Source organism: Antrihabitans auranticaus (assembly GCF_016481275.1).
In the GTDB taxonomy this organism is placed as follows: Bacteria; Actinomycetota; Actinomycetes; order Mycobacteriales; family Mycobacteriaceae; genus Antrihabitans.
In genome coordinates this window covers 130,861-150,594 of record NZ_JAEMNW010000003.1, presented here as the reverse complement: position 1 = coordinate 150,594, position 19,734 = coordinate 130,861, and the positions used below count along the sequence as shown (strand labels likewise).

Genomic DNA, 19,734 nt, shown 5'->3' with positions numbered 1-19,734 from the left:
TCAGGATTTCGTGTGGTCGCGCAGCGCCTGACCGATCCGCGCTGCCTGCAGCGTGAGGTGATGCCGCTCGGCGAGGTTCTGGGCGGCCTCGGCGGCCTCGGCATACAACCGCGCAGCGACGGCTGTGTCGCCTGCCCTCTCGTGCAGGTACGCGGCGGCGGCGGTGTGGCGCGGCACGCCGGGATCCACGGTCGCCAACGCCGCGAGACCGGCCGCTGGGCCGTCTGCCTCGCCGATCGCAATGGCCCGATTGAGCTGCACGACAGGGCTGTCGTTGCGCCGGTGCAGCTCGTCGTACCAGCCGACGATCTGCACCCAGTCGGTCTCCTCGGCGCGCTGCGCGTCGGCATGCAAAGCGGCGATTGCGGCCTGTGCCTGGAACTCGCCGAGCCGGTCGCGAGCGAGCGCTGCCTGCAGTATCGCGACGCCCTCCGCGATGAGCGAGGTGTCCCAGAGAGTGCGGTCCTGCTCGGCGAGGGGAATCAGAGTGCCGTCGTGGTTGGTCCGCGCGGATCGGCGCGCGTGGTGCAGCAACATCAGCGCGAGCAGCCCCGCTGTCTCTTCGTCAGCGGTCATCGACGCCAGTTGCCGGGTGAGCCGGATCGCCTCGGCCGCGAGGTCGACGTCACCGGTGTAGCCCTCGTTGAACACCAGGTAGAGCACGCGCAGCACGGTCGCGAGGTCGCCGCGCTCCTCGAACCGCACGTCACGAACCGTGCGTTTGGCGCGGCTGATCCGCTGCGCCATCGTTGCCTCCGGCACGAGATAGGCCTCCGCAATCTGGCGTGTGGTCAAGCCGCCGACGGCGCGCAATGTGAGAGCAACCGCGGACGCCGGGGTCAGCGATGGATGCGCGCACAGGAAGAAGAGCTGCAACGTGTCGTCGGCTGCCTCCGTCGGCCCCTGCGGCGGTTCGGCCTCGGCCCGCTGTTCGCGGTCGCGCCGGGCAGCCTCCGAGCGGTGGGTGTCGACGAACTTGCGCCAGGCGACCGTGACCAGCCAGCCCTTCGGGTTGGCGGGCTGCTCGTCCGGCCAGGTCAGCGCGGCTTGGATGAGCGCTTCCTGCACGGCGTCCTCGGCAGTCGCGAAGTCGACACCGCGATGCACGAGGACACCGATCACGGCGGGAGTCAGCTCCCGTAGCAGCAATTCGTCCATTCCAGATCCGGCCCGGCCGCTCCTCTGACTATGTGTTGGATACGCAATGACCTGACCACTCGGTGTCGGTCGGCGCTGCCCCCATGAACGGGCGGATCTCGAGCCACTCGTGGATCGGCTTGCCGCCGGCGCCCGGCGCGGCCGACAGCTCGCCGGCGAGCTCGAGCGCGCGCTCGTAGGTGTCGACGTCGATCACCATCCAGCCCGCGATCAGGTCCTTGGTCTCCGCGAACGGCCCGTCGGTGACCGGCGGCCTGCCTGCGCCGTCGAAGCGGACGAACGTGCCTTCCGCCGAGAGCGCCTTGCTTTCTACGAACTCGCCCGTGTTTTCGAGCTTGGCCGCGAAGTCCGACATGTACTGGACATGGGCTTCGACCTCCTGCGGGGTCCACTGGTCCATCGGAGCTGCATTCACCGGCTCGGGTGCGCCGCGGTAGTGCTTGAGAAGCAGGTACTTCGCCATGGTGGATCTCCTCTCGATTGCACGGCCGCTGTGGCCGTATCTGCCCCTGGGACGGAGGCGCCGGACCGTTCTCGACATCACCGCCACAATATTCTTCGAAATTCTCCCGAAGCAGCACTCATCGCGGGCCCGCGCGTCCGGGAACCTCACCGCCGATGTCGGCGTTGTCCCATTAAGTCGTCAGTTCCGTCGCACGGCTGCCAGCTATCTGCGATAAACGCCCGCGCGGTAACCTGGTTTGTCCGGCGGGAAGACGAAGCACTCGAAGGACCTCAGTCTCGAAGGACCGAGTCACCGAAAGGACTGGCCATCGCGGCCGACGCTGTATGAACCGCAAGTCTGTTTTTCGCAACCTGGCCATCGTTGCCGGCATCCTGCTGGTGATCTTTGCGTTCAATTACTTCAGCAACGACACACGCGACTGGAAGAACGTCGATACGTCGGTTGCCCTGACTCAGCTGCAGGACAAGAACGTCGAAAAGGTTCAGATCGACGACCGCGAACAGCAGTTGCGCCTCACGCTGAAGAACGGCACCGACGCAACCGACGGCGACAAGCAGATCATCGCGAAGTACCCGACGGGAACCTCCGACGAGATCTTCCAGAAGGTCGAGAACTCCGGGGCCGAGAAGTACGACACGAACGTCACCAAGGACAGCTGGGTCACCTCGGTTCTCGTATTCGCCCTCCCGATGATCATCTTGCTCGGCCTGTTCATCTGGGTCATGGGCCGCATGCAGGGCGGCGGCCGCGGCGGGGTCATGGGCTTCGGCAAGTCGAAGGCCAAGCAGCTGTCCAAGGACATGCCGAAGACGACGTTCTCCGACGTCGCCGGTGCGGACGAGGCAGTCGAAGAGCTGTACGAGATCAAAGACTTCCTGCAGAACCCGACGCGCTACCAGGCGCTCGGCGCGAAGATCCCCAAGGGCGTGCTGCTCTTCGGCCCGCCTGGAACCGGTAAGACGTTGCTCGCCCGTGCCGTCGCCGGTGAGGCAGGCGTGCCGTTCTTCACGATCTCGGGCTCCGATTTCGTCGAAATGTTCGTCGGCGTCGGCGCGTCGCGCGTCCGCGACCTGTTCGAGCAGGCCAAACAGAACAGTCCGTGCATCATCTTCGTCGACGAGATCGACGCGGTCGGCCGCCAGCGCGGCGCCGGCCTCGGTGGTGGCCACGACGAACGCGAGCAGACGCTCAACCAGCTCCTCGTCGAGATGGACGGTTTCGGCGAACGGACCGGCGTCATCCTGATTGCCGCAACCAACCGACCGGACATCCTGGACCCGGCATTGCTGCGTCCGGGCCGTTTCGACCGGCAGATACCGGTCGGCAATCCGGACCTCGCAGGCCGACGCGCGATCCTGAAGGTGCACTCCAAGGGCAAGCCGATTGCTGCCGGCGCGGACCTCGAAGGTCTGGCGAAGCGCACGGTCGGCATGTCCGGCGCCGATCTCGCGAACGTCATCAACGAGGCCGCGCTTCTCACCGCTCGCGAAAACGGGTCACTGATCACCGGAGAGGCGCTCGAAGAAGCGGTCGACCGTGTCATCGGCGGTCCGCGTCGGAAGAGCAGGATCATCTCCGAACACGAAAAGAAGATCACCGCTTACCACGAAGGCGGGCACACGCTTGCTGCGTGGGCGATGCCGGACATCGAGCCCGTCTACAAGGTCACGATCCTTGCGCGCGGTCGCACCGGCGGTCACGCGATGACCGTGCCGGAAGACGACAAAGGCCTGATGACGCGATCGGAAATGATTGCCCGTCTCGTCATGGCCATGGGTGGCAGGGCTGCCGAAGAACTGGTCTTCCACGAGCCGACGACGGGTGCGTCGTCGGACATCGATCAGGCGACCAAGATTGCGCGCGCGATGGTGACCGAATACGGCATGAGCGCAAAACTCGGCGCGGTGCGCTACGGCTCGGATCATGGCGACCCCTTTCTCGGTCGCACGATGGGTACGGCACCCGATTACTCGCACGAGATCGCGCGCGAGATCGACGAGGAAGTGCGCAATCTGATCGAGGCGGCGCACACCGAGGCGTGGGCGATTCTCAACGACTACCGCGACGTGCTCGACTCCCTCGCCACCGAGTTGCTCGACCGTGAAACGCTGCACCGCAAGGACCTCGAAGCCATCTTCACCGACGTCGAAAAGCGTCCTCGCATAACGGCTTTCAACGACTTCGGTGGACGCACGCCGTCCGACAAACCGCCGGTGAAGACGCCGCGCGAGCTCGCCGTCGAGCGTGGCGATCCGTGGCCTCCCGAGGACGAGGACGTCGAGGACGTGCCGCCGCAGCAGCACCAGCCGGCCAACGGCTACCACGTGCCTGCACAGATTCCAGCGGGCCCGCCGCGCTCGACGGTGCCGCCGGGATCCCGGCCGGACTACGGTGCTCCGGCAGGCTGGTCGGCACCGGGTTGGCCGCCGCAGGAATCGGCCGGCCAGCACGCCCGCCCGGCCGATCCGGATTCGAGTCGCCGCGCTTGGAGCCCACCCCCGCGTTCCGGCGGCGGACCTCGCCACGGTGGTTCCGACCACTACGGCGATCCAGACCAGGAATGGGAAGGCCCCAACGGGCGTCGTTGATGGTGTCGTGAGCAAGTCGTAGTTGCCGTCAGGCCGACGGCCCCTGTGAAACTTCGGAGGTATGTCGTTGGCGATCGACTTTAGCGACAGTGATGGGTTGTTTCCCGGACCCTTGAGCCGGACGGCTCTCGCGACCGACGCACCGTTCGATCAAGAGCGTGCTGAAGCAGCTGTGCGCGAGTTGCTCATCGCGGTCGGCGAGGATCCGGACCGGCCAGGTCTGATAGATACTCCCGCGCGCGTTGCGCGGTCGTATCGGGAGATGTTCGCCGGTCTGTACATCGAGCCCGATTCGGTGCTCGATACGACCTTCGACGAGGGGCACCAGGAGTTGGTGCTCGTCCGCGACATCCCGCTCTACTCGACCTGCGAGCACCATCTGGTCGCGTTCCACGGTGTCGCCCACGTCGGCTACATCCCTGGGACCACCGGCCGCGTCACCGGGCTGTCGAAGATCGCACGGGTGGTCGACCTCTACGCGAAGCGCCCACAGGTGCAGGAACGCCTGACCAGCCAGATTGCCGATGCGTTGATGCGTAAGCTGTCGCCGCGCGGTGCGATCGTGGTGGTCGAGGCAGAACATCTGTGCATGGCGATGCGCGGAATCCGGAAACCGGGCGCGAGCACGACGACGTCGGCTGTGCGGGGCATCTTCCAGACGAGCCCAGCCTCGCGTTCCGAGGCTCTGGACCTGATTCTGCGCAAGTGAGCACGTTGCCGCGCGCGGACCCGCGCCGTCGGCTGGTGGTCATGGGTGTTCTGAATGTCACCGCGGATTCCTTCTCCGACGGTGGTCGCTATCTGAACCACGATGCCGCAATTGCGCACGGAATCGAGATGCATCGCCAGGGTGCCGACATCATCGACGTCGGTGGCGAGTCGACCCGGCCCGGTGCGGTCCGCATCGATCCCGCAATCGAGGCCGCACGGGTGGCCCCCGTGATCGCGGACCTCGTTGCGGAAGGCATCGCTGTGAGCGTCGACACGATGCGTGCGCCTGTCGCGGCTGCTGCGATCGAGGCCGGTGCGGCTGTCGTCAACGATGTTTCCGGCGGGCGTGCTGACGCCGACATGGCGGCAGTTGTTGCGGCAGCCGGTGTTCCGTGGATTTTGATGCATTGGCGCGGCGAGCCCGCAGATGGCCGTTACCTGCATTCGGGTGCGGCCGATTCCTACGATGACGTGGTCGACAACGTGTGCGCGGAATTGATGACGCAGGTCGAGCTGGCCGTCGGAGCGGGTGTCGACTCGGAGAACATCGTGCTCGATCCCGGCCTCGGCTTTGCCAAGAACGCGAAACACAACTGGACTTTGCTCGCCGCGCTGCCGGAACTGGTCGCACTGGGGTTCCCGATCCTCATCGGAGCCTCGCGTAAGCGGTTCCTCGGCACGTTGCTCGCCGACGGCGACACCGCGCGACCACCCGACGGTCGTGAGTTCGCGACTGCCGCCGTATCGGCGCTGGCTGCGGCGAACGGCGCCTGGGGAGTTCGCGTTCACGACGTCCAGGGGTCGGTCGATGCGCTGACCGTCACCGAGGCGTGGCGGCGCGGATCCAGTGCGGCGGTGCCGCATGGCTGATCGAATCGAGTTGATCGGGCTCGAGGTTTTCGGGCGGCACGGCGTCTTCGAGCACGAGCGCCGCGACGGGCAGACCTTCGTCATCGACATCGTTCTGTGGGTCGATTTCGCCGCGGCGGCGGCGTCGGACGACCTTGCCGACACTCTCGATTACGGCCGCCTCGCCGACCGTGCGGTTGCGATCGTTGCAGGTCCAGCGCGCAATCTGATCGAGACTGTCGCCGCGGAAATCGCTGCGGACGTGATATCCGACGCGCGCGTCCAGGATGTGGAGGTCACGGTGCACAAGCCGGGCGCGCCCATTCCGCACACATTTGCCGATGTGCGGGTCATTGCCCGGCGCACCCGAAGCGCCGACGACGCGAATATGGACCAGTGACGCGCGCCGTCTTGTCGATCGGTTCGAACCTGGGGGATCGGCTGGGACATCTGCAGTCGGTGCTCGACTCGCTCGGTGCGAATGTAAGTGCCGTCTCGGCCGTGTACGAAACGGCACCGTGGGGCGGCGTCGATCAACAGGACTTTCTCAATGCCGTTGTCGTAGCCGAAGATCCGGATAGGGACTGCGGGGGTTGGCTGCGCTTCGGGCAGGAGTTGGAGGCGGCTGCCGATCGCGTCCGCGAAGTTCATTGGGGTCCTCGAACGCTCGACGTCGACGTCGTCGACTGCGATGGGATTCGCAGCTCTGATCCGGTGCTCACGCTGCCGCACCCCCGCGCGCACGAACGGGCATTCGTGTTGGTTCCATGGCTGGACGCCGATCCTGCTGCCGAATTATTCGTCGGGGAGGGCTCTGTGCCGGTAGGGACGCTGGTCCAGAAGCTCGCCGACGTGGATCGGGCCGGCGTACGGAAGACAACGTTCACTTTGACCAGGAAGCCGATCGAATGAAGCCGACGCGGGTGTGGGATCTCATCGCGTTGTTTCTGTTCGCCGCGCTGGCGGCATGGTTGTTGGTCCGCGGCTTCTACGGTCAATTGCCACCGGTGCATATCTACGCCGGCGCGTCGCTCTACCCCGTCGCAGTGATCGAGTTCATCGCCGCATTCATGATCCGTTCGCGTATCAATAATCACGAAATTGGTCTCGGACCGCGGCAGTTACACCCGCTGACGGCGGCCAAAGCGGTGGCTCTTGCGAAGGCATCGGCGTTGGTCGGTTCGGCGAGCGCGGGAGTGTGGCTCGGCTTTCTGCTGTTCGTTTTCCCGCAGCGATCTACGCTCCAAGCTGCGGTTTCCGACAGCCCGGGTGCGATCGTGGGCCTCATCGCGGGCGTGGTCCTCGTGGCCGCGGCGCTCTGGCTCGAGCACTGTTGCAGAACTCCGGACGAGCCACCCGACGAACCCGCACACTGAGGTTCCATACGGGGAATCGCCGCCCGGGATGCCGCAGTCGCACTGGGTGGCCGGGTTAGGCTGGGTTTCATGACGTCTGCTGTCCGCACCAAAAAGCCGCGCCGAGGGCGCCGCAGTGCGGAGGAGATAGTCGTCGGAGGGCTCGTCGTTCTCGGCGTGATCTCGAGCGTTTTCCTGATCTTCAGTGAGAGTGTTCAGCTGCTTCGCCTCGGTCTCGTCGCCGCGCTGTGGGCCGCAATCGTCGGCGCGATCGCGATGACGAAGTACCGGCGGGAGTCGGCCGTCGACAAGGTCAAGGCCCGCGACCTCCAGAAGGTCTACGAACTGCAGCTCGAGCGTGAGATCTCCGCGAGACGCGAATACGAACTGAGCGTAGAAGCGCGCGTCCGGCACGAGGTCCGCGCGGATGCCGAAGAACTCGCCGGCCTTCGTGCAGAGCTGGTCGCGCTGCGTGCGAACCTGCAGGTGTTGTTCGACGGACAGCTACCCGTCGATCGAATTGCGCTACGCGCGGATTCGACCAGGATCGGCGAGATCGGCGCATCGCAGGGCCCGACCCCGTTGCCCGCGTACGCGACCGACAATCTTCATCGGCCGCGCTTCGCGACACCCTACGACGAACCGGTCACCGCTGAGACGTCGATCATTCTCGAACCGATCGTCCCGCCGTCGGCCGCGCAGCCGGAACCTGAGCCGAAGCCCGAACCCAAGCCGGAACCACGGCCCGAACCGGTGACCGAGATTCTGCCGGTCATTTCGGACGCGGCACCCGAAGAAGCGGCACCGGACGAGGACGAACCCAGTGACATCGAGCCTGAGCTGCCCGAACCGCGTCGCCGCCGACGCGCGGGTACAACGATCGAGGGCGCTGACGGGTCCCATTCTCAGGGCATGTCGGTCGCCCAGATTCTCGCGAACTTGAAGTCCGAATCCGAGGCGGACGCCGGCGCACACGGCCGGTGAGTGAGCGCTATCACCCCGCTCCGCCATAGATCGCACTGAACCCAACCGATATTCTTGTCCCAGGACGTCTGGTACCCGCACAGCGGGACTGGAACGAACGAGAGGACAGTGTTGACCTCCACAGGGTTGCCCTCACAGGGGTTTTCTGGTGGACCAGCGCCCGCGCGACTGACGGTAGGAATCGTCTCGGCGGGACGCGTCGGTACCGCCATCGGTGCCGCTTTGGAGCGGGTCGGTCACGTCGTATTCGGTGTTTCGGCAGTATCCGAGGCTTCTGTACGTCGTGCACACACGCGTCTTCCCGAGTCCGAGATTCTTCCGGTCGACGCCGTCGCCGCACGCAGCGAACTGCTCGTTCTCGCTGTTCCCGACGCTGAGCTGGCGTCGATCGTCAACGGCCTCGCATCGACGGGTGCGGTGCGCCCCGGCACACTCGTTGCTCATACCTCCGGCGCCAACGGCATAGGGATCCTCGCGCCGCTGACCGCGATAGGCGCGACGCCGCTCGCTATTCATCCCGCAATGACTTTCACCGGGCACGACGAAGACACGAAGCGCCTCGCGAATGCCTGCTTCGGAGTGACCGCCGCCGACGAGATCGGCTATGCGATTGCACAGGCCCTCGTCATAGAGATCGGCGGCGAGCCGATTCGCGTCGAAGAACAGAACCGGACGCTCTATCACGCCGCGCTCGCGCACGGCAGCAATCACCTCGTCACCCTCGTTGTCGATGCCGTTGCAGCATTGCGCGAGGCGTTGGCCGGCCAAGAGCTGATCGGCCAGCCGCACGTCGACGACCAGCCGGGTGGCATCGCGGAACGCATGCTCGAGCCGCTGCTGTCAGCAGCACTGGACAACGCGCTTCGTCGCGGGCCGTCTGCACTGACCGGTCCGGTCGCGCGGGGTGACGTCGATGCCGTGGCAGCTCACCTGGCTGTGCTGAACGAGGTCGACCCCCGGATAGCGGCCGGGTATCGCGCGCTTTCGCTGCGTTCCGCGCAGCGCGCGGGAGCCAGGCCTGCACTCATCGAATTGTTGGAGGGCCCATGGACATAGGTCGTATGAAAGACATGCGCGGGGCGTTCAAGCCCGGCGAACTGACGGTGCACCACGACCCGGCGGTCTTGAACTCGGTGTCGAAAGCGCTGCGCGGCGTCGGCCGGTCGGTTGCGCTTGTACCAACGATGGGCGCGTTGCACGACGGCCACCTCGAGATCGTGCGTCGCGCGCGCCGCAACCATCAAGCCGTCATCGTGTCGATCTTCGTGAACCCGCTGCAGTTCGGCGCAAACGAGGATCTCGACGCCTACCCGCGGACACTGGATGCCGACGTCGAGTTGTTGCGTGCCGAGGGTGTGGAGTTGGTGTTCGCGCCGACGGTCGCCGACATGTACCCGGACGGTCAGCGAACGACCGTCCACGCGGGCCCGCTGGGCGCCGAACTCGAAGGCGCAAGCAGGCCGACGCATTTCGCCGGGATGCTGACCGTCGTCGCGAAGCTCCTGCAGATTGCGGTTCCGACAACGGCGTTCTTCGGCGAGAAGGATTACCAGCAGCTTGCGCTGATCCGCCAGATGGTGCGCGACCTCAATTTCGACGTGAAGATCATGGGGGTCCAGACAGTTCGGGAACCCGACGGCCTCGCGAAGTCGTCGCGCAATCGGTACCTCGACGAGCAGGAACGCGAAACTGCGGCAACGCTGTTCGCGGCTCTGCTTGCCGGCGCACACTACGGGCCGCTCGGTGCCGACGAAGTACTGAAGGCCGCACGCAGCGTGCTGGCCGACGTATCCGGACTCGACCTGGACTACCTCGAACTACGCGGTGCCGACCTCGGTCCCGTGCCTGAAAATGGCGGCAACGCACGGTTGCTCATCGCCGCCCGCGTCGGCAGCACCCGGCTGATCGACAACGTCGGAGTCGCATTGGGTGCGACCTCCGACGAAACTACAACGTTGCGTCCACAAGACGCGGCGACCCGTTAGGAAAGGGCCAAAGATGTTCCGGACCATGATGAAATCGAAGATCCATCGCGCGACTGTCACGCACGCCGACCTGCACTACGTCGGTTCGGTGACGGTCGACCGTGAGCTGATGGAGGCCGCCGACCTCATCGAGGGCGAGCAGGTCTGCATCGTCGACATCACCAACGGCGCGCGCCTCGAGACCTACGTCATCACCGGCGAGCCGGGCTCGGGTGTCATCGGAATCAACGGCGCCGCAGCACATCTCGTGAATCCTGGCGACCTCGTCATCCTCATCGCCTATGGCGTCATGAACGAGCAGGAGTGTCGCGACTACAAGCCGCGCGTCGTGTTCGTCGACGAGGCGAACAAGCCCGTCGAGTTGGGCTCGGACCCGGCGTACGCGCCCGAAGGTTCCGGACTCATCACGCCCCGCAAGCTTTCCGTCGTCTAGCAGGCACCCAGTGTTGCTCACGATCGATGTTCGGAACACGAACATCGTCCTCGGACTGTTCACCGGCAGCGGCTCTCACTCGAAGCTGGTGCGCGACTGGCGAATGCACACCGATCCGCGCATGACTGCCGACGAATTGGCGTTGACCCTGCGTGGCCTGGTCGGCTCGAATGCGGACCAAATCACCGGTGTATCAGCGCTTTCCACCGTGCCCTCGGTGCTGCGCGAATTACGGGTGATGCTGGGCAGGTACTGGGCCGAGGTTCCGCACGTCGTCGTGGAACCCGGTGTGCGCACAGGAGTTCCGCTGCTCGTCGACAACCCGAAAGAGGTCGGCGCGGACCGGATCGTGAACAGTCTTGCGGCGCACCATTTCTACAAGGCTCCCGCGATCGTCGTCGACTTCGGCACGTCCACCTGCGTAGACGTCGTATCCGAGCGCGGCGAGTTCCTCGGCGGAGTCATCGGACCCGGCGTCGAGATTTCCATGGACGCGATGGCCTCGCAGGCTGCCGCGTTACGCAAGGTCGAACTGACGCGCCCGCGTTCGGTCGTCGGTAAGAACACTGTCGAATGCATGCAGTCCGGTGCTGTGTTCGGGTTTGCCGGAATGGTGGACGGCCTGGTCAACCGGGTGCGCGACGAACTCGAAGCGTTTTCCGGTGACGACGTCGTCGTCATCGCAACCGGCGACAGCGCAGGGCTGATCATGCCGGAATCGGAAACGATCTCCCACCACGAACCCGACCTCACCCTCGAAGGTCTGCGGCTCGTGTATGAGCGAAATCTCGCGAAGGGCCGTTTGCGTCTCGGCTGATACAAGCTATGCTTGCAAGCGTGTCTATCCGCATGAGTGCTCAGGAGTGTTGTCGAGGCTGAGGTCTGCCTTGACCATCCAACTCTGCTGCGGAGATCTCTCTCATGCTTGCTGTGCATTCTGCTTCTTCTGCCGTACTCCCATATCGCCCGGTGTCGTCGGTTCTGCCGACCAGACTGCGGCCCGCTGACCTCCTCCGCATAACCGATCAAGGTGCGGTCGACGTCCTCAACGGCCTCTACGACCATCTCCTCCCATCCGACGGAACGTGGCCGGTAGACAACCGGTGGGCCGTCCGGCTCAGCTCCGACGACGACGTCGACGTGTGGCTGATCAGCTGGGTGCCCGACAAATCGACAGAGTTGCACGACCACGCCGGCTCACTCGGTGCGCTGACCGTCCTCAGCGGCGCGCTCGCCGAATACCGTTGGACCGGTGCCGAATTGCGGCTGCGCACACTCTCCGCCGGAGACCAGGCGTCCTTCCCGATCGGCTGGGTGCACGACGTTATGCGAGCACCTGACCGGCCTTCCGAACCGGCAGAACCCACCCTCAGCGTCCACGCCTACTCGCCGCCGCTGACAGCGATGTCCTACTACGAAGTCACCAAAGAATCGTCCCTGCGCCGTACCCGCACCGAGCTCACCGACCAGCCCGAAGGGGACCCGCGATGACCACCATCGACCAGATGCTCGCCGACGCCCGCGCAACCCTCGATCGGCTGTACGCGTTCCAACTGCCCGACGCCGTTGCGCGAGGCGCAATCCTCGTCGACATTCGGCCGCAGGCCCAGCGCCAGCGCGAAGGTGTCCTGCCCGGTGCGCTGGCCATCGAGCGAAACCACCTCGAATGGCGTTGCGATCCAACAAGTTCGGCACGCATCGCCCTCGCCGTCGACCACGAAGTCGAGTGGATCATCGTCTGCTCCGAGGGCTACACCTCCAGCCTCGCAGCCGCAGCGCTCAAACAACTGGGCCTGCACCGCTCCACCGACCTCGTCGGCGGCTACAAAGCCCTGCAGGCCGCAGGGCTCCTCAACGTCGCCATCGGGAAGAAGCACTTCTCCCAACTCTCCGAAGTTGCAGCCGCGCACTGAGTGAATGGATCGCTGGGTGGGCCCTGTAGCGCGTGGCGACACGCCGAAGGCCCGCGCAGCCGCACCCCGACTCGGCAGTCGCACCCCGACTTGCCGAGCGACACGCCGAGGCCGCCCCGAAAAGGGGTGCGACGGATTGCAATTGGCTCAGTCGAGCGGCCGTCGAGTGCATAGTTTTCCTGGCCGAATCTAGAAAATCCGCCAGTAAAACCGTGCACTCGACGAGTTCCGCTCAGTGACGCGAGAATCGCGATTTCGATCTCGCGTCCAATTCATCCCCGCCCAGCCGTGATTCAGCTCAGGCCGGCGAAGAACTTGCGCACGTCGGCGACCAGTAGGTCCGGGGTTTCCAGGGCCGCGAAGTGCCCGCCCTCGTCGATGTCGGACCAGTGCACCACGTTGTACAACTGCTCGGCGTAGCGGCGGATCGCCACATCCTCCGCGAACACCGCCACACCTGTCGGCACCTGTGAAGGGGTGGGCCAGGCCCCGCCGTGCGTGCTCTCGTAGTACATGTTGGCCGACGAAACCGCTGTGCCCGTGAACCAGTAGATCGAGACGTCGGCCAGCAACTCTTCGCGCGGAACCGCGTCCTCGGGAAGGTCTTTGGCCGAGTTGGTCCACTCCTTGAATTTCTCGACGATCCACGCCAGCTGCCCGACCGGGGAGTCGTGCAGGCCGTACCCGACCGTCTGGGGCCGGGTGCTCTGGACCTTGAAGTAGCCGGTCATCTCCTCGTTCCAGCCGCCCAACCGACCCAGCCGGGTCAGCTCGACCTCGGACATAGTCGCCTGCTCCTCGTCCGACACCGGACCGAGCGGGATGAACCCGAAGCTGGCCGCATTGACGTGTACACCGATCACGTTTTCCGGCGCAACGCGACCCATGTCCGGGCCGACGAACGCGCCGTAGTCGCCACCCTGGACGCCGTACCGCTCGTAGCCCAGGGCCGCCATCAGGGTCGCGAATGCCTGTGCGTTGCGCATGCTGCCCCAACCCGCGTCCGACAGCGGCGCGGAGAACCCGAAGCCTGCCATCGACGGAATGACCAGGTGGTAGGCCTGGGCCGGATCCAGCCCGTGCGCTCGGGGATCGCTGAGCGGCCCGATGACGTTCAGGAACTCGACCACCGAGCCCGGCCAGCCGTGCAGCAGGATCAGGGGAGTGGCGTCGGGCTCAGGTGACTCGACATGCAGGAAATGGATCGTCTGCCCGTCGATCTCGGTCAAGAATTGCGGGTAGGCGTTGAGTCGCTGTTCCGTTGCGCGCCAATCGAACTCGGTCTCCCAGTACTTCGCCAGTCCGCGCAGGTAGTCGACCGGCACGCCGCGCTCCCATTCGGCACCCGGTAGCTGCTCGGGCCAGCGGGTGTTCGCCAGGCGCGACCGGAGGTCCTCGATCGCGCTGTCGGAGACCTCGACGCGGAACGGGCGGAACTCGAGCTTGGGTGTGCTGCTCATGTCTGCGAGCCTCTCGTTTGATCGGAACGTTCTGTTCTGTTCAAGAATAACTGAACGGATTGTTCTGTTCAAGGTCTACAATCCAAATATGTCGGAAACTTCTGCACCGCTGCGGCGGGGACGGTTCGCGGAGGCGCAGCGCAACGACGCCGTGATTCTGGACGCCGCGCGCGAGGTCTTCGTTGCCGATCCCACCGCGCCCATCTCTGCCGTGGCCAAGCGTGCCGGCGTCGGGATCGGCGCTCTGTACAACCGCTACAAGAATAAGGAAGACCTCCTCGGCACGCTGTGCGCGCACGGGCAGGACGTGTACCTCGAGGAGGTCGAGCGCGCGTTGGCGAGTGAACTCGAGCCGTGGCCGGCCTATGTGGAATTCCTGGAACGGATCGTCGAAGCCGATACGCACTCGCTGACGGTCCGACTTGCCGGCACGTTCGTCCCGACGGCCGAGCATGCCGCCAAGGCCGAGCGAATGCGGGAGCTTGGCGTCGCGCTCTTCGAAAAGGTCTCTGCCACAGGCAAATTACGTGCCGGTGTCACTTTCCTGGATGTGAGCTACCTACTGGAGTTGATCGCGAAGAGCACTCTGGGCGGACCCGCGCGCACTGCCGAACTACGCATGCGGCAGCTTGCGATAATTGTCGACGGGTTGCGAGCCGACGGGCACGATCCGCTGCCTGGAAGCGCGCCTACCTGGGCCGAGCAAACCGCCCGATGGAGCCGTGGGTAGCTAACGATAGGCTTGACGGTCGTGAGTGAAGCGACGGCTGATGTAACTGGTGCGACCGGGCTGACGCCGGAAGATGCCGCGGCAGACAACGAGCAGATTCGAATCCGGCGGGGCAAGCGGGACCGCCTACTGGAGCAGGGCCGTGAGGCCTATCCGGTGTCGGTGGGCCGAACGCACACGCTGGCGCAGGTGAGGGCGAAGTATCCCGAACTGGTTGCCGATACCCAGACCGGTGAAAAAGTCGGCGTGGCGGGGCGCGTGATTTTCTTCCGGAACACTGGGAAGCTGTGTTTTGCGACCCTCCAGGAAGGCGACGGGACGCAACTTCAGGCGATGCTGAGCCTTGCGAACGTGGGCGCAGAATCGTTGGCCGCGTGGAAATCCGATGTCGATCTCGGTGACTTTGTCTATGTATACGGCGAAGTGATCAGTTCGCGCCGCGGGGAATTGAGCGTTCTCGCGGACTCTTGGGAGATGGCTGCGAAATCGTTGCGGCCACTTCCTGTTGCGCACAAGGAGATGAACGAGGAATCGCGCGTGCGGCAGCGCTATGTCGATCTCATCGTGCGGCCCGATGCCCGGGAAATGGCACGCAAGCGCATTGCCGTTGTCCGTGCATTGCGAAATGCGCTCGAGTCTCGAGGTTTTCTCGAGGTTGAGACTCCGATGCTGCAAACCTTGCACGGCGGTGCGGCCGCGCGACCGTTCGTAACTCATTCGAACGCGCTCGACATCGACTTGTTCCTTCGTATCGCACCGGAGCTGTTTCTCAAGCGGTGTGTTGTCGGCGGCATCGAGAAGGTCTTCGAGATCAATAGGAACTTCCGAAACGAAGGTTCCGACGCGACGCATTCGCCGGAATTTGCAATGCTCGAAACGTACGAGGCCTACGGCACCTACGACGATTCGGCCAAGATGACCCGCGAATTGGTACAAGAGGTCGCGCAAGAGGCGTTGGGCACTCAGGTGGTCACGCTCGCGGACGGCACCGAATACGATCTCTCCGGCGAGTGGACGACCGTCGAGATGTATCCATCTCTGTCGGAATGTCTCGGGGTGCAGGTCACGCCGGAGACATCAGTCGCAGAATTGCTCGAGCTGGCGGACAAGGTCGGTCTCGAGATTCCGCCTGGCAAGGGCTACGGTCACGGCAAGCTGGTCGAAGAACTGTGGGAGCACCAGTACGGCGAGAAGCTCGTAGCGCCGACTTTTGTGCGTGATTTCCCAGTGGAGACTTCACCGTTGACACGCCAGCATCGTTCGAAGCCGGGCGTGACGGAGAAGTGGGACTTATACGTGCGTGGATTCGAATTGGCAACTGGCTATTCGGAATTGGTCGATCCCGTTGTTCAGCGTGAGCGTTTCGTCGATCAGGCTCGGCTCGCATCGGCCGGTGACGACGAAGCGATGGTGCTGGATGAAGACTTTTTGGCGGCAATGGAGTACGGTATGCCACCGACAACTGGCACTGGGATGGGAATCGATAGATTGTTGATGGCCCTAACCGGACTTGGAATCAGGGAAACCATCTTGTTCCCAATTGTGCGCCCGTTCACACGCTGATCGGGGCGCCATTCTTCCGGTATTTCCTTTATATTGAAAAATCACTTATTGGGGTACGCTTGGCGGCGAGTAGTGGGTCGATGTTAAAGAGGCCACTCCATTCGAGAGGAAAGCAAACACATGGCTAAGAAGGTCACTGTCACTCTCATCGACGATGTGGATGGGGAGGCGCCTGCCGACGAGACCGTAGAGTTTGGTATCGACGGTGTTTCGTACGAGATCGACCTCTCGGCGAAGAACGCCGAAAAACTGCGCTCGCAGCTCGAGATCTGGGTTTCGAGTGCTCGCAAGGTGAGCGGTCGCCGGCGTGCGGCCAAGCCTGCAATTGTGGTTGCCGGCACAAAGGCGCGCGTCTCTGTCGATCGTGAACAAAGCGCCGCAATTCGCGAGTGGGCCCGCCGAAACGGACATAAGGTATCCGCGCGTGGTCGGATCTCTGCGGAAATCACCGAGGCTTACAACAAGGCAAAGAAGTAACAGCCCCGCCTACGAGAAATCGAGCGCTTCGCTCACTGCTGTCGATTGTGCGTGGGTCGGTTTAGTCGCACCACCGATCGCGTAAACGGTATTTCCCACCGCCGCCACTGCCAGGCCATGCCTGGCAGTGCGCAACGACGGGAACGCTGCCCACGTTCCCGTACCGACGTCGAAGGCCTCCACAGTGTCGAGGACTCGCGTAGGTTCCTCGCCACCTACCGCAACTATGCGGCCATCCAGATACACCGCTCCCAGGCCGCCGCGCGCAGTTGGCATGTCGGCCAACGTCGTCCAGGTCGATGTCGCCGCGTCGAACCGCTCCACAGCTGCAGAGTTCTTGTCGGCAGACAGATCGCGGCCACCCAGCGCGTATACGAACGTACCGTCGGCCGTGGCCGCAAGATGTTCCCGTGGACTGGCAAGGCCGGCGGACGTGCGCCACGCGGTTCCGTCGAAAATGACGGTCGTCGTCGAGAGTTCGCCGTTGTTCTGTCCGCCCATCACGACGATCTTCTCGTCGACGACAGCCGCAGCACCTGCGGCGCGAGGCTCCGGCAGCCTCGGTAAATCCACCCACGCCCCGTTGCGGAGCGCGAGCACGCGGTCGGATGTCTTGGCTGTGAGATTCGGGCCCTCCGGCTCCCAGCCACCGATCACGATCAACTCGCCCCTGTACTCGACGGCCATCGGATGATTAAGGGCGGAAGGCAGATCAGGACCCGATTTCCAGGTGTCGATCGCCGGGTCGTAGCCCTGGACCTTCGATGTCGAACCGGCGTTGTCGAGGCCGCCGAAGACCCAGATTGTGCCGTCGGCCATCGTGGTCGCCGATTGCTGCCGGGCAATCCGGGCGTCCTTGAGCGGCCGCCAATCCGCCGCAGGCTGCGGTAAACGCGCCGGTAAAGCGAGTGCCTCCGCGGTGGCGGTCGATTCGGCGTGCGTCGGCCGGGTCGCGCCGCCGAAGGCGTAGATCCAGTTGCCGACCGCCGCGACGGAAAGTCCGTGCCTCGGGGTGTGCAACGGCGGCAATTCGCTCCAGGTGCGGCTGGCGATGTCGTAGGCCTCGGCAGTGCCGAGCACGCGCGTGGGCTCCTCGCCGCCGACAGTCACGATCCGGCCGTCCGCATACGCCGCACCGAGGCCGCCGCGCGCGGTCGGCATGGGTGGCAGGACGGTCCAGGCGTTCGTCGTCAGGTCGAATGCTTCCAGCGCAGCGGTGTTCTTGTCGGCGGACAAATCGCGGCCGCCGACCGCGTAGACGAACTTGCCGTCGGTGGCGGCGGCGACGTGCTCACGCGGGGTCGGCATCCCGGGCACGGTTGTCCATGTGGTGCCGTCGAAAACGTCGGCCGAGACCGACAGCTGCTTGTCCTGGTTCTGGCCGCCGAGTACGACGATCTTGTCATCGATGACGACCGCTGCTCCCGCCGCACGCGGCTCGGGCAGCTTCGCGAGGTCGACCCAGACGCCGTTGCGCAGCGCCAGCACACGGTCGGATGTCTTGCCGGTGAGGTTTGCGCCCTCGGGTTCCCAACCGCCGAGGACGACGAGTTCACCGCGGTATTCGACGGCCATCGGGTGGTTGAGCGCGAGCGGCAGGTCCGGGCCGGATTTCCAGGTGTCCAGCGCAGGATCGTAGCCCTCGACGATGGGCGTCGAGCCCTCGTTGTCGAGCCCGCCGAAGACCCAGACGACCCCCGAAGAGACGGTTGTCGCCGACTGCTGGCGGGCGATCGGTGCGTCGTCGAGCTGCCGCCAGTCCGCTACTTCGGGCAGGGTCGGCGTCGACGGATCTGCTGCGGGAAGAGCGCGCGGGTGGGTTCCGTTGTCGCGAAGCAGAACCAGACCGCCGACGCCCGCAAGCACCAGCAGAGCCGCGATAGCGAGCGCTCCGATGACGAGTCCTTTGCGATTGCGCGTATCTCGCTGGACCGGGCGCGGACTGGAATCGGACGGTGAGTACTGCACATGCTGCGGCCATTGGCCCGGACCCGAGGTTGCCGCCGCATGCCGACCGTACGGACCCGACGCCACCGCGATCGGATTGGACGACGAGCGGTCCGGTCGGAGGGCATAGTGCTCTGTCGGGGGCTCGGGTTCCGGGGGCAACGCCATGTCCTCGACCTTGAGCCCGTGCTGGCGTTCGGCTTCCCGCAGCACGTTGCCGAACTCGGCGGCGGATTCGTAGCGATCTTCGGGCTCGCTCGCCATCGCTTTTTCGATGGCAGCGCAAATGTCGTCGGGTATTCCGCTCGGTCGCAGGTCAGGGATCGCGGTTGTGCTGATGCGGATGAACTGGGCGATCAGTTCCTCGTCGGTGCGGCGCTCGTAGGCAGCGCGCCCGGCGATCAGGGCGAAGATCGTAGCGCCGAGGCCGTAGATGTCGGCGGCGACCGTCGGGGGCTTTCCTTTCAGCACTTCGGGTGCCGTGTAGGCCAGAGATCCGGTGAAGGCCCCGGTCGTCGTTTCGAAACCGCCTGCAATGCGGGCGATACCGAAGTCGCTCAATTGTGGTTCGCCGTAGTCGCCGACAAGGACGTTGCCCGGCTTGACGTCTCTGTGCAGCGTCCCCGAACTGTGTGCGGCCTGCAGCGCGCCGGCGAGCTTGACACCGATGCGGATCGCTTCGGGCCATTCGAGGTTGCCGTCCCGCCGAATCCGGCTTGCGAGTGAGTCTTTCGCGAGGTACGGCATCACGATGAACGGCCGACCGGACGACGTGACGCCGACCTGCAGGATGTTGACGATGTTGGGGTGGCCGGACAGCCGGCCCATCGCATAGCCCTCACGCAGGAACCGTTCCCGGTTCTCCCGATCCAGGTCCGAGGAAAGCACTTTGATCGCTACCGTGCGCCCGAGTGCTGGCTGCCAGCACTTGTAGACGACGCCGAAACCACCCCGTCCGACCTCGGTGGCGCCCTCGAAACCCGCCGCGGCCATCTCGACCGACAGACCCAGTGTCGAAGGGTGTGAATCACTCATCCCAGACACCTCTCGAGCGGCGGACAGTCAGCGTATCGCCTTTCGAAGATGGCCTTACGACATGAAGCGACGTTTCTATT

At 64.7% G+C, this 19,734-nt stretch carries 20 protein-coding genes; 16 read left to right on the top strand and 4 right to left on the bottom strand.

Going from position 1 to position 19,734, the window contains the following annotated elements; all coding sequences use genetic code 11:
* On the bottom strand, positions 1-1,158 hold the full coding sequence (locus JGU72_RS14980) for an RNA polymerase sigma factor (protein ID WP_199684775.1): 1,158 nt from the start codon (positions 1,156-1,158) through the stop codon (positions 1-3).
* A 28-nt stretch (positions 1,159-1,186) separates the two neighbouring features.
* Positions 1,187-1,621: a YciI family protein gene (locus JGU72_RS14975; RefSeq protein WP_199684774.1), complete on the bottom strand. Its 435-nt coding sequence runs from the start codon at positions 1,619-1,621 to the stop codon at positions 1,187-1,189.
* 326 nt (positions 1,622-1,947) lie between these two features.
* On the opposite strand from JGU72_RS14975, the gene ftsH reads away from it, so the two are divergent.
* The 13 genes from ftsH (at position 1,948) to JGU72_RS14910 (ending at position 12,442) form a co-directional block, all read left to right on the top strand.
* Positions 1,948-4,212 carry an ATP-dependent zinc metalloprotease FtsH gene (gene ftsH / locus JGU72_RS14970; RefSeq protein WP_199684773.1) on the top strand — a complete coding sequence of 755 codons (2,265 nt, stop codon included), beginning with the start codon at positions 1,948-1,950 and terminating at the stop codon, positions 4,210-4,212.
* Positions 4,213-4,309: 97 nt separating this feature from the next.
* On the top strand, positions 4,310-4,921 hold the full coding sequence (gene folE / locus JGU72_RS14965; RefSeq protein ID WP_199685323.1) for a GTP cyclohydrolase I FolE: 612 nt from the start codon (positions 4,310-4,312) through the stop codon (positions 4,919-4,921).
* Positions 4,922-4,962: 41 nt separating this feature from the next.
* The gene (gene folP, locus JGU72_RS14960) at positions 4,963-5,793 is read left to right on the top strand and encodes a dihydropteroate synthase (protein ID WP_199685324.1); all 831 of its coding nucleotides are present in this window, start codon (positions 4,963-4,965) and stop codon (positions 5,791-5,793) included.
* Positions 5,786-6,172, top strand: coding sequence for a dihydroneopterin aldolase (gene folB / locus JGU72_RS14955; RefSeq protein ID WP_199684772.1), 387 nt, complete (start codon positions 5,786-5,788; stop codon positions 6,170-6,172). The genes folP and folB overlap by 8 nt, the downstream gene beginning before the upstream one ends.
* Positions 6,169-6,684, top strand: a complete 516-nt coding sequence (gene folK, locus JGU72_RS14950) for a 2-amino-4-hydroxy-6-hydroxymethyldihydropteridine diphosphokinase (protein WP_199684771.1) — start codon at positions 6,169-6,171, stop codon at positions 6,682-6,684. The genes folB and folK overlap by 4 nt, the downstream gene beginning before the upstream one ends.
* On the top strand, positions 6,681-7,148 hold the full coding sequence (locus JGU72_RS14945) for a DUF3180 domain-containing protein (protein WP_199684770.1): 468 nt from the start codon (positions 6,681-6,683) through the stop codon (positions 7,146-7,148). The genes folK and JGU72_RS14945 overlap by 4 nt, the downstream gene beginning before the upstream one ends.
* 69 nt (positions 7,149-7,217) lie before the next feature.
* Positions 7,218-8,111 carry a DUF6779 domain-containing protein gene (locus JGU72_RS14940; protein ID WP_199684769.1) on the top strand — a complete coding sequence of 298 codons (894 nt, stop codon included), beginning with the start codon at positions 7,218-7,220 and terminating at the stop codon, positions 8,109-8,111.
* Positions 8,112-8,237: 126 nt separating this feature from the next.
* Positions 8,238-9,167, top strand: a complete 930-nt coding sequence (locus JGU72_RS14935; protein WP_199685322.1) for a Rossmann-like and DUF2520 domain-containing protein — start codon at positions 8,238-8,240, stop codon at positions 9,165-9,167.
* A gap of 5 nt (positions 9,168-9,172) precedes the next feature.
* Complete coding sequence (gene panC / locus JGU72_RS14930) at positions 9,173-10,096, top strand: pantoate--beta-alanine ligase (RefSeq protein ID WP_199685321.1); 924 nt, start codon at positions 9,173-9,175, stop codon at positions 10,094-10,096.
* A 13-nt stretch (positions 10,097-10,109) separates the two neighbouring features.
* On the top strand, positions 10,110-10,529 hold the full coding sequence (gene panD / locus JGU72_RS14925) for an aspartate 1-decarboxylase (protein WP_199684768.1): 420 nt from the start codon (positions 10,110-10,112) through the stop codon (positions 10,527-10,529).
* 10 nt (positions 10,530-10,539) lie between these two features.
* On the top strand, positions 10,540-11,346 hold the full coding sequence (locus JGU72_RS14920; protein ID WP_199684767.1) for a type III pantothenate kinase: 807 nt from the start codon (positions 10,540-10,542) through the stop codon (positions 11,344-11,346).
* A 104-nt stretch (positions 11,347-11,450) separates the two neighbouring features.
* Positions 11,451-12,020: a cysteine dioxygenase gene (locus tag JGU72_RS14915; protein WP_199684766.1), complete on the top strand. Its 570-nt coding sequence runs from the start codon at positions 11,451-11,453 to the stop codon at positions 12,018-12,020.
* Positions 12,017-12,442 (top strand): rhodanese-like domain-containing protein, encoded by a 426-nt coding sequence (locus JGU72_RS14910; protein ID WP_199684765.1) that lies wholly within the window; start codon positions 12,017-12,019, stop codon positions 12,440-12,442. Before JGU72_RS14915 ends, JGU72_RS14910 begins: the two co-directional genes overlap by 4 nt.
* 293 nt (positions 12,443-12,735) lie before the next feature.
* On the opposite strand, the gene JGU72_RS14905 is transcribed toward JGU72_RS14910, so the two are convergent.
* A complete protein-coding gene (locus tag JGU72_RS14905; protein WP_199684764.1) occupies positions 12,736-13,902 on the bottom strand; it encodes an epoxide hydrolase family protein in 1,167 nt (388 codons plus the stop codon).
* An 88-nt stretch (positions 13,903-13,990) separates the two neighbouring features.
* Between JGU72_RS14905 and JGU72_RS14900 the strand changes: the two genes are divergently transcribed.
* From JGU72_RS14900 to JGU72_RS14890, 3 genes are all read left to right on the top strand, one after another.
* On the top strand, positions 13,991-14,632 hold the full coding sequence (locus JGU72_RS14900) for a TetR/AcrR family transcriptional regulator (protein ID WP_199684763.1): 642 nt from the start codon (positions 13,991-13,993) through the stop codon (positions 14,630-14,632).
* A gap of 60 nt (positions 14,633-14,692) precedes the next feature.
* Positions 14,693-16,195, top strand: a complete 1,503-nt coding sequence (gene lysS, locus JGU72_RS14895; protein ID WP_199685320.1) for a lysine--tRNA ligase — start codon at positions 14,693-14,695, stop codon at positions 16,193-16,195.
* 120 nt (positions 16,196-16,315) lie between these two features.
* A complete protein-coding gene (locus JGU72_RS14890; RefSeq protein ID WP_199684762.1) occupies positions 16,316-16,672 on the top strand; it encodes a histone-like nucleoid-structuring protein Lsr2 in 357 nt (118 codons plus the stop codon).
* 9 nt (positions 16,673-16,681) lie between these two features.
* Here JGU72_RS14890 and JGU72_RS14885 read toward each other — a convergent pair whose 3' ends face one another.
* The gene (locus JGU72_RS14885) at positions 16,682-19,654 is read right to left on the bottom strand and encodes a Kelch repeat-containing protein (RefSeq protein ID WP_199684761.1); all 2,973 of its coding nucleotides are present in this window, start codon (positions 19,652-19,654) and stop codon (positions 16,682-16,684) included.
* Positions 19,655-19,734: the final 80 nt, after the last annotated feature.

What these genes read in the sequence shown, in the direction of transcription:
- JGU72_RS14905 (WP_199684764.1), bottom strand. Translation starts at nt 13,902, where the DNA reads ATGAGCAGCACACCCAAGCTCGAGTTCCGCCCGTTCCGCGTCGAGGTC.
- JGU72_RS14980 (WP_199684775.1), bottom strand. Translation starts at nt 1,158, where the DNA reads ATGGACGAATTGCTGCTACGGGAGCTGACTCCCGCCGTGATCGGTGTC.
- folP (WP_199685324.1), top strand. Translation starts at nt 4,963, where the DNA reads ATGGGTGTTCTGAATGTCACCGCGGATTCCTTCTCCGACGGTGGTCGC.
- JGU72_RS14910 (WP_199684765.1), top strand. Translation starts at nt 12,017, where the DNA reads ATGACCACCATCGACCAGATGCTCGCCGACGCCCGCGCAACCCTCGAT.
- ftsH (WP_199684773.1), top strand. Translation starts at nt 1,948, where the DNA reads ATGAACCGCAAGTCTGTTTTTCGCAACCTGGCCATCGTTGCCGGCATC.
- JGU72_RS14900 (WP_199684763.1), top strand. Translation starts at nt 13,991, where the DNA reads ATGTCGGAAACTTCTGCACCGCTGCGGCGGGGACGGTTCGCGGAGGCG.
- JGU72_RS14890 (WP_199684762.1), top strand. Translation starts at nt 16,316, where the DNA reads ATGGCTAAGAAGGTCACTGTCACTCTCATCGACGATGTGGATGGGGAG.
- panC (WP_199685321.1), top strand. Translation starts at nt 9,173, where the DNA reads ATGAAAGACATGCGCGGGGCGTTCAAGCCCGGCGAACTGACGGTGCAC.
- JGU72_RS14915 (WP_199684766.1), top strand. Translation starts at nt 11,451, where the DNA reads ATGCTTGCTGTGCATTCTGCTTCTTCTGCCGTACTCCCATATCGCCCG.
- JGU72_RS14885 (WP_199684761.1), bottom strand. Translation starts at nt 19,654, where the DNA reads ATGAGTGATTCACACCCTTCGACACTGGGTCTGTCGGTCGAGATGGCC.
- JGU72_RS14940 (WP_199684769.1), top strand. Translation starts at nt 7,218, where the DNA reads ATGACGTCTGCTGTCCGCACCAAAAAGCCGCGCCGAGGGCGCCGCAGT.
- folB (WP_199684772.1), top strand. Translation starts at nt 5,786, where the DNA reads ATGGCTGATCGAATCGAGTTGATCGGGCTCGAGGTTTTCGGGCGGCAC.
- JGU72_RS14975 (WP_199684774.1), bottom strand. Translation starts at nt 1,621, where the DNA reads ATGGCGAAGTACCTGCTTCTCAAGCACTACCGCGGCGCACCCGAGCCG.
- JGU72_RS14945 (WP_199684770.1), top strand. Translation starts at nt 6,681, where the DNA reads ATGAAGCCGACGCGGGTGTGGGATCTCATCGCGTTGTTTCTGTTCGCC.
- panD (WP_199684768.1), top strand. Translation starts at nt 10,110, where the DNA reads ATGTTCCGGACCATGATGAAATCGAAGATCCATCGCGCGACTGTCACG.